This window comes from Acinetobacter sp. YH1901141 (assembly GCF_013416935.1).
Classification (GTDB): Bacteria; Pseudomonadota; Gammaproteobacteria; order Pseudomonadales; family Moraxellaceae; genus Acinetobacter; species Acinetobacter towneri.
The window spans coordinates 1-7,815 of the sequence record NZ_VPEY01000047.1 but is presented as its reverse complement, the minus strand read 5'-3'; the positions used below and the strand labels follow the sequence as shown (position 1 = coordinate 7,815).

6 protein-coding genes and 5 pseudogenes are annotated in these 7,815 nt (G+C 52.6%); 9 read left to right on the top strand and 2 right to left on the bottom strand.

Annotated elements, in window-relative coordinates:
* Positions 1-75 (top strand): annotated as a pseudogene (locus tag FTV52_RS13915) (IS6 family transposase); the annotation flags it as partial.
* A gap of 53 nt (positions 76-128) precedes the next feature.
* On the opposite strand, the pseudogene intI1 reads toward FTV52_RS13915, so the two are convergent.
* A pseudogene (gene intI1, locus FTV52_RS13910) lies at positions 129-665 on the bottom strand (class 1 integron integrase IntI1); the annotation flags it as partial.
* 155 nt (positions 666-820) lie between these two features.
* On the opposite strand from intI1, the gene dfrA16 reads away from it, so the two are divergent.
* From dfrA16 to FTV52_RS13870, 8 genes and pseudogenes are all read left to right on the top strand, one after another.
* The gene (dfrA16, locus tag FTV52_RS13905; protein WP_032490158.1) at positions 821-1,294 is read left to right on the top strand and encodes a trimethoprim-resistant dihydrofolate reductase DfrA16; all 474 of its coding nucleotides are present in this window, start codon (positions 821-823) and stop codon (positions 1,292-1,294) included.
* Between the two features lie 164 nt (positions 1,295-1,458).
* Positions 1,459-2,325: a PSE family carbenicillin-hydrolyzing class A beta-lactamase CARB-2 gene (locus tag FTV52_RS13900; RefSeq protein ID WP_001931474.1), complete on the top strand. Its 867-nt coding sequence runs from the start codon at positions 1,459-1,461 to the stop codon at positions 2,323-2,325.
* 117 nt (positions 2,326-2,442) lie between these two features.
* Positions 2,443-3,281 (top strand): annotated as a pseudogene (locus tag FTV52_RS13895) (AadA family aminoglycoside 3''-O-nucleotidyltransferase).
* 214 nt (positions 3,282-3,495) lie between these two features.
* A complete protein-coding gene (locus FTV52_RS13890) occupies positions 3,496-4,755 on the top strand; it encodes a chloramphenicol efflux MFS transporter CmlA6 (RefSeq protein ID WP_001256773.1) in 1,260 nt (419 codons plus the stop codon).
* Between the two features lie 92 nt (positions 4,756-4,847).
* Positions 4,848-5,686: pseudogene (gene aadA1 / locus FTV52_RS13885) on the top strand (ANT(3'')-Ia family aminoglycoside nucleotidyltransferase AadA1).
* A gap of 116 nt (positions 5,687-5,802) precedes the next feature.
* On the top strand, positions 5,803-6,150 hold the full coding sequence (locus FTV52_RS13880; protein WP_000679427.1) for a quaternary ammonium compound efflux SMR transporter QacE delta 1: 348 nt from the start codon (positions 5,803-5,805) through the stop codon (positions 6,148-6,150).
* Entirely contained in the window at positions 6,144-6,983 is an 840-nt protein-coding gene (gene sul1 / locus FTV52_RS13875) for a sulfonamide-resistant dihydropteroate synthase Sul1 (protein ID WP_000259031.1), read from the top strand. The genes FTV52_RS13880 and sul1 overlap by 7 nt, the downstream gene beginning before the upstream one ends.
* Positions 6,984-7,110: 127 nt before the next feature.
* Positions 7,111-7,611, top strand: a complete 501-nt coding sequence (locus FTV52_RS13870) for a GNAT family N-acetyltransferase (RefSeq protein ID WP_000376623.1) — start codon at positions 7,111-7,113, stop codon at positions 7,609-7,611.
* Between the two features lie 129 nt (positions 7,612-7,740).
* On the opposite strand, the pseudogene FTV52_RS13865 reads toward FTV52_RS13870, so the two are convergent.
* Positions 7,741-7,815: pseudogene (locus FTV52_RS13865) on the bottom strand (IS6 family transposase); the annotation flags it as partial.

Here is a 7,815-nt window from a genome sequence, read left to right as displayed (position 1 = left end):
GGCCAGGCCTCAGCATTTTATTATGGTGATCCCCTGGGCGAAATGCGCCTGGTAAGCAGAGTTTTTGAAATGTAAGGCCTTTGAATAAGACAAAAGGCTGCCTCATCGCTAACTTTGCAACAGTGCCACATCAAGGCCCGATCCTTGGAGCCCTTGCCCTCCCGCACGATGATCGTGCCGTGATCGAAATCCAGATCCTTGACCCGCAGTTGCAAACCCTCACTGATCCGCATGCCCGTTCCATACAGAAGCTGGGCGAACAAACGATGCTCGCCTTCCAGAAAACCGAGGATGCGAACCACTTCATCCGGGGTCAGCACCACCGGCAAGCGCCGCGACGGCCGAGGTCTTCCGATCTCCTGAAGCCAGGGCAGATCCGTGCACAGCACCTTGCCGTAGAAGAACAGCAAGGCCGCCAATGCCTGACGATGCGTGGAGACCGAAACCTTGCGCTCGTTCGCCAGCCAGGACAGAAATGCCTCGACTTCGCTGCTGCCCAAGGTTGCCGGGTGACGCACACCGTGGAAACGGATGAAGGCACGAACCCAGTGGACATAAGCCTGTTCGGTTGGTAAGCTGTAATGCAAGTAGCGTATGCGCTCACGCAACTGGTCCAGAACCTTGACCGAACGCAGCGGTGGTAACGGCGCAGTGGCGGTTTTCATGGCTTGTTATGACTGTTTTTTTGTACAGTCTATGCCTCGGGCATCCAAGCAGCAAGCGCGTTACGCCGTGGGTCGATGTTTGATGTTATGGAGCAGCAACGATGTTACGCAGCAGGGCAGTCGCCCTAAAACAAAGTTAACTCGAGGGAGAAATCGTGAAGTTATCACTAATGGCTGCCAAGTCGAAGAACGGTATTATCGGTAATGGACCAGATATTCCATGGAGCGCCAAAGGCGAGCAACTTCTATTTAAGGCAATTACATATAATCAATGGCTTTTAGTTGGACGCAAAACTTTTGAGTCAATGGGCGCTCTCCCAAATCGAAAGTATGCAGTTGTAACTCGCTCTAATTTTTCTACGAATGATGAGGGTGTAATGGTTTTCTCCTCAATTCAGGATGCCTTAATAAATTTAGAGGAAATCACGGATCATGTTATCGTTTCTGGTGGTGGTGAAATATACAAAAGCTTGATTTCCAAAGTAGATACTTTGCATATTTCAACAGTCGACATCGAGCGAGATGGAGACATAGTTTTTCCTGAAATCCCAGATACATTCAAGTTGGTATTTGAGCAAGATTTCGAGTCTAACATTAACTATTGTTATCAAATCTGGCAAAAGAGTTAACAAGCGCCTGCAATCTGACCTCCGGTTACTGTCACCTTTTTTTGCGGTGGAGCTGCAAAAAAGGCGCCATTAACCTCCGGCAGTTGAGGCGGGCGTTAGCCATATTATGGAGCCTCATGCTTTTATATAAAATGTGTGACAATCAAAATTATGGGGTTACTTACATGAAGTTTTTATTGGCATTTTCGCTTTTAATACCATCCGTGGTTTTTGCAAGTAGTTCAAAGTTTCAGCAAGTTGAACAAGACGTTAAGGCAATTGAAGTTTCTCTTTCTGCTCGTATAGGTGTTTCCGTTCTTGATACTCAAAATGGAGAATATTGGGATTACAATGGCAATCAGCGCTTCCCGTTAACAAGTACTTTTAAAACAATAGCTTGCGCTAAATTACTATATGATGCTGAGCAAGGAAAAGTTAATCCCAATAGTACAGTCGAGATTAAGAAAGCAGATCTTGTGACCTATTCCCCTGTAATAGAAAAGCAAGTAGGGCAGGCAATCACACTCGATGATGCGTGCTTCGCAACTATGACTACAAGTGATAATACTGCGGCAAATATCATCCTAAGTGCTGTAGGTGGCCCCAAAGGCGTTACTGATTTTTTAAGACAAATTGGGGACAAAGAGACTCGTCTAGACCGTATTGAGCCTGATTTAAATGAAGGTAAGCTCGGTGATTTGAGGGATACGACAACTCCTAAGGCAATAGCCAGTACTTTGAATAAATTTTTATTTGGTTCCGCGCTATCTGAAATGAACCAGAAAAAATTAGAGTCTTGGATGGTGAACAATCAAGTCACTGGTAATTTACTACGTTCAGTATTGCCGGCGGGATGGAACATTGCGGATCGCTCAGGTGCTGGCGGATTTGGTGCTCGGAGTATTACAGCAGTTGTGTGGAGTGAGCATCAAGCCCCAATTATTGTGAGCATCTATCTAGCTCAAACACAGGCTTCAATGGCAGAGCGAAATGATGCGATTGTTAAAATTGGTCATTCAATTTTTGACGTTTATACATCACAGTCGCGCTGATAAGGCTAACAAGGCCATCAAGTTGACGGCTTTTCCGTCGCTTGTTTTGTGGTTTAACGCTACGCTACCACAAAACAATCAACTCCAAAGCCGCAACTTATGGCGGCGTTAGACATCATGAGGGTAGCGGTGACCATCGAAATTTCGAACCAACTATCAGAGGTGCTAAGCGTCATTGAGCGCCATCTGGAATCAACGTTGCTGGCCGTGCATTTGTACGGCTCCGCAGTGGATGGCGGCCTGAAGCCATACAGCGATATTGATTTGTTGGTTACTGTGGCCGTAAAGCTTGATGAAACGACGCGGCGAGCATTGCTCAATGACCTTATGGAGGCTTCGGCTTTCCCTGGCGAGAGCGAGACGCTCCGCGCTATAGAAGTCACCCTTGTCGTGCATGACGACATCATCCCGTGGCGTTATCCGGCTAAGCGCGAGCTGCAATTTGGAGAATGGCAGCGCAATGACATTCTTGCGGGTATCTTCGAGCCAGCCATGATCGACATTGATCTAGCTATCCTGCTTACAAAAGCAAGAGAACATAGCGTTGCCTTGGTAGGTCCGGCAGCGGAGGAATTCTTTGACCCGGTTCCTGAACAGGATCTATTCGAGGCGCTGAGGGAAACCTTGAAGCTATGGAACTCGCAGCCCGACTGGGCCGGCGATGAGCGAAATGTAGTGCTTACGTTGTCCCGCATTTGGTACAGCGCAATAACCGGCAAAATCGCGCCGAAGGATGTCGCTGCCGACTGGGCAATAAAACGCCTACCTGCCCAGTATCAGCCCGTCTTACTTGAAGCTAAGCAAGCTTATCTGGGACAAAAAGAAGATCACTTGGCCTCACGCGCAGATCACTTGGAAGAATTTATTCGCTTTGTGAAAGGCGAGATCATCAAGTCAGTTGGTAAATGATGTCTAACAATTCGTTCAAGCCGACCGCGCTACGCGCGGCGGCTTAACTCCGGCGTTGGGCGCACAATAAGGCTCCTTGCAGAGTTGCTTGAAAGTTGTTACGATTCAAATTTAATCATGAGATAGTCAGCAGATGAGCACTTCCAAGAACGCAGACAAGTAAGCCGCAGCAACCTTCATTTTTCGGTTGTTGCGGCGTTCTCATGAATCCTTTTGCTCTACGGGAGCGCCGCCAAATCCTTTGTTCAAGGAGATGGTTTCGTGCGCTCAAAAAACTTTAGTTGGCGGTACTCCCTTGCCGCCACGGTGTTGTTGTTATCACCGTTCGATTTATTGGCATCACTCGGCATGGACATGTACTTGCCAGCAGTGCCGTTTATGCCAAACGCGCTTGGTACGACAGCGAGCACAATTCAGCTTACGCTGACAACGTACTTGGTCATGATTGGTGCCGGTCAGCTCTTGTTTGGACCGCTATCGGACCGACTGGGGCGCCGCCCCGTTCTACTGGGAGGTGGCCTCGCCTACGTTGTGGCGTCAATGGGCCTCGCTCTTACGTCATCGGCTGAAGTCTTTCTGGGGCTTCGGATTCTTCAGGCTTGTGGTGCCTCGGCGTGCCTTGTTTCCACATTTGCAACAGTACGTGACATTTACGCAGGTCGCGAGGAAAGTAATGTCATTTACGGCATACTCGGATCCATGCTGGCCATAGTCCCGGCGGTAGGCCCATTGCTCGGAGCGCTCGTCGACATGTGGCTTGGGTGGCGGGCTATCTTTGCGTTTCTAGGTTTGGGCATGATCGCTGCATCTGCAGCAGCGTGGCGATTCTGGCCTGAAACCCGGGTGCAACGAGTTGCGGGCTTGCAATGGTCGCAGCTGCTACTCCCCGTTAAGTGCCTGAACTTCTGGTTGTACACGTTGTGTTACGCCGCTGGAATGGGTAGCTTCTTCGTCTTTTTCTCCATTGCGCCCGGACTAATGATGGGCAGGCAAGGTGTGTCTCAGCTTGGCTTCAGCCTGCTGTTCGCCACAGTGGCAATTGCCATGGTGTTTACGGCTCGTTTTATGGGGCGTGTGATACCCAAGTGGGGCAGCCCAAGTGTCTTGCGAATGGGAATGGGATGCCTGATAGCTGGAGCAGTATTGCTTGCCATCACCGAAATATGGGCTTTGCAGTCCGTGTTAGGCTTTATTGCTCCAATGTGGCTAGTGGGTATTGGTGTCGCCACAGCGGTATCTGTGGCGCCCAATGGCGCTCTTCGAGGATTCGACCATGTTGCTGGAACGGTCACGGCAGTCTACTTCTGCTTGGGCGGTGTACTGCTAGGAAGCATCGGAACGTTGATCATTTCGCTGTTGCCGCGCAACACGGCTTGGCCGGTTGTCGTGTACTGTTTGACCCTTGCAACAGTCGTGCTCGGTCTGTCTTGTGTTTCCCGAGTGAAGGGCTCTCGCGGCCAGGGGGAGCATGATGTGGTCGCGCTACAAAGTGCGGAAAGTACATCAAATCCCAATCGTTGAGAGAATGTGGCAAGCTATCGCCCAACAAATCGCTGCAGCCGACCCAAAACCGCTACGCGGTTTCGGTCGGCTGAGCTCAGGCGTTAAACATCATGAGGGAAGCGGTGATCGCCGAAGTATCGACTCAACTATCAGAGGTAGTTGGCGTCATCGAGCGCCATCTCGAACCGACGTTGCTGGCCGTACATTTGTACGGCTCCGCAGTGGATGGCGGCCTGAAGCCACACAGTGATATTGATTTGCTGGTTACGGTGACCGTAAGGCTTGATGAAACAACGCGGCGAGCTTTGATCAACGACCTTTTGGAAACTTCGGCTTCCCCTGGAGAGAGCGAGATTCTCCGCGCTGTAGAAGTCACCATTGTTGTGCACGACGACATCATTCCGTGGCGTTATCCAGCTAAGCGCGAACTGCAATTTGGAGAATGGCAGCGCAATGACATTCTTGCAGGTATCTTCGAGCCAGCCACGATCGACATTGATCTGGCTATCTTGCTGACAAAAGCAAGAGAACATAGCGTTGCCTTGGTAGGTCCAGCGGCGGAGGAACTCTTTGATCCGGTTCCTGAACAGGATCTATTTGAGGCGCTAAATGAAACCTTAACGCTATGGAACTCGCCGCCCGACTGGGCTGGCGATGAGCGAAATGTAGTGCTTACGTTGTCCCGCATTTGGTACAGCGCAGTAACCGGCAAAATCGCGCCGAAGGATGTCGCTGCCGACTGGGCAATGGAGCGCCTGCCGGCCCAGTATCAGCCCGTCATACTTGAAGCTAGACAGGCTTATCTTGGACAAGAAGAAGATCGCTTGGCCTCCCGCGCAGATCAGTTGGAAGAATTTGTTCACTACGTGAAAGGCGAGATCACCAAGGTAGTCGGCAAATAATGTCTAACAATTCGTTCAAGCCGACGCCGCTTCGCGGCGCGGCTTAACTCAAGCGTTAGATGCACTAAGCACATAATTGCTCACAGCCAAACTATCAGGTCAAGTCTGCTTTTATTATTTTTAAGCGTGCATAATAAGCCCTACACAAATTGGGAGATATATCATGAAAGGCTGGCTTTTTCTTGTTATCGCAATAGTTGGCGAAGTAATCGCAACATCCGCATTAAAATCTAGCGAGGGCTTTACTAAGCTTGCCCCTTCCGCCGTTGTCATAATCGGTTATGGCATCGCATTTTATTTTCTTTCTCTGGTTCTGAAATCCATCCCTGTCGGTGTTGCTTATGCAGTCTGGTCGGGACTCGGCGTCGTCATAATTACAGCCATTGCCTGGTTGCTTCATGGGCAAAAGCTTGATGCGTGGGGCTTTGTAGGTATGGGGCTCATAATTGCTGCCTTTTTGCTCGCCCGATCCCCATCGTGGAAGTCGCTGCGGAGGCCGACGCCATGGTGACGGTGTTCGGCATTCTGAATCTCACCGAGGACTCCTTCTTCGATGAGAGCCGGCGGCTAGACCCCGCCGGCGCTGTCACCGCGGCGATCGAAATGCTGCGAGTCGGATCAGACGTCGTGGATGTCGGACCGGCCGCCAGCCATCCGGACGCGAGGCCTGTATCGCCGGCCGATGAGATCAGACGTATTGCGCCGCTCTTAGACGCCCTGTCCGATCAGATGCACCGTGTTTCAATCGACAGCTTCCAACCGGAAACCCAGCGCTATGCGCTCAAGCGCGGCGTGGGCTACCTGAACGATATCCAAGGATTTCCTGACCCTGCGCTCTATCCCGATATTGCTGAGGCGGACTGCAGGCTGGTGGTTATGCACTCAGCGCAGCGGGATGGCATCGCCACCCGCACCGGTCACCTTCGACCCGAAGACGCGCTCGACGAGATTGTGCGGTTCTTCGAGGCGCGGGTTTCCGCCTTGCGACGGAGCGGGGTCGCTGCCGACCGGCTCATCCTCGATCCGGGGATGGGATTTTTCTTGAGCCCCGCACCGGAAACATCGCTGCACGTGCTGTCGAACCTTCAAAAGCTGAAGTCGGCGTTGGGGCTTCCGCTATTGGTCTCGGTGTCGCGGAAATCCTTCTTGGGCGCCACCGTTGGCCTTCCTGTAAAGGATCTGGGTCCAGCGAGCCTTGCGGCGGAACTTCACGCGATCGGCAATGGCGCTGACTACGTCCGCACCCACGCGCCTGGAGATCTGCGAAGCGCAATCACCTTCTCGGAAACCCTCGCGAAATTTCGCAGTCGCGACGCCAGAGACCGAGGGTTAGATCATGCCTAGCATTCACCTTCCGGCCGCCCGCTAGCGGACCCTGGTCAGGTTCCGCGAAGGTGGGCGCAGACATGCTGGGCTCGTCAGGATCAAACTGCACTATGAGGCGGCGGTTCATACCGCGCCAGGGGAGCGAATGGACAGCGAGGAGCCTCCGAACGTTCGGGTCGCCTGCTCGGGTGATATCGACGAGGTTGTGCGGCTGATGCACGACGCTGCGGCGTGGATGTCCGCCAAGGGAACGCCCGCCTGGGACGTCGCGCGGATCGACCGGACATTCGCGGAGACCTTCGTCCTGAGATCCGAGCTCCTAGTCGCGAGTTGCAGCGACGGCATCGTCGGCTGTTGCACCTTGTCGGCCGAGGATCCCGAGTTCTGGCCCGACGCCCTCAAGGGGGAGGCCGCATATCTGCACAAGCTCGCGGTGCGACGGACACATGCGGGCCGGGGTGTCAGCTCCGCGCTGATCGAGGCTTGCCGCCATGCCGCGCGAACGCAGGGGTGCGCCAAGCTGCGGCTCGACTGCCACCCGAACCTGCGTGGCCTATACGAGCGGCTCGGATTCACCCACGTCGACACTTTCAATCCCGGCTGGGATCCAACCTTCATCGCAGAACGCCTAGAACTCGAAATCTAACGTCCGTTCGGGCATCGAGGTCCATGTCGGGGTGGGACGGGCCCGTGGCTTCAAGATCACTTGCAGTCCGACCGCGAGGCACTGTTGCAAAGTTAGCGATGAGGCAGCCTTTTGTCTTATTCAAAGGCCTTACATTTCAAAAACTCTGCTTACCAGGCGCATTTCGCCCAGGGGATCACCATAATAAAATGCTGAGGCCTGGCC

Excerpts from the sequence above, each read along its gene's own strand:
- FTV52_RS13870 (WP_000376623.1), top strand. The coding sequence starts at position 7,111 with ATGGACAGCGAGGAGCCTCCGAACGTTCGGGTCGCCTGCTCGGGTGAT.
- sul1 (WP_000259031.1), top strand. The coding sequence starts at position 6,144 with ATGGTGACGGTGTTCGGCATTCTGAATCTCACCGAGGACTCCTTCTTC.
- FTV52_RS13880 (WP_000679427.1), top strand. The coding sequence starts at position 5,803 with ATGAAAGGCTGGCTTTTTCTTGTTATCGCAATAGTTGGCGAAGTAATC.
- FTV52_RS13900 (WP_001931474.1), top strand. The coding sequence starts at position 1,459 with ATGAAGTTTTTATTGGCATTTTCGCTTTTAATACCATCCGTGGTTTTT.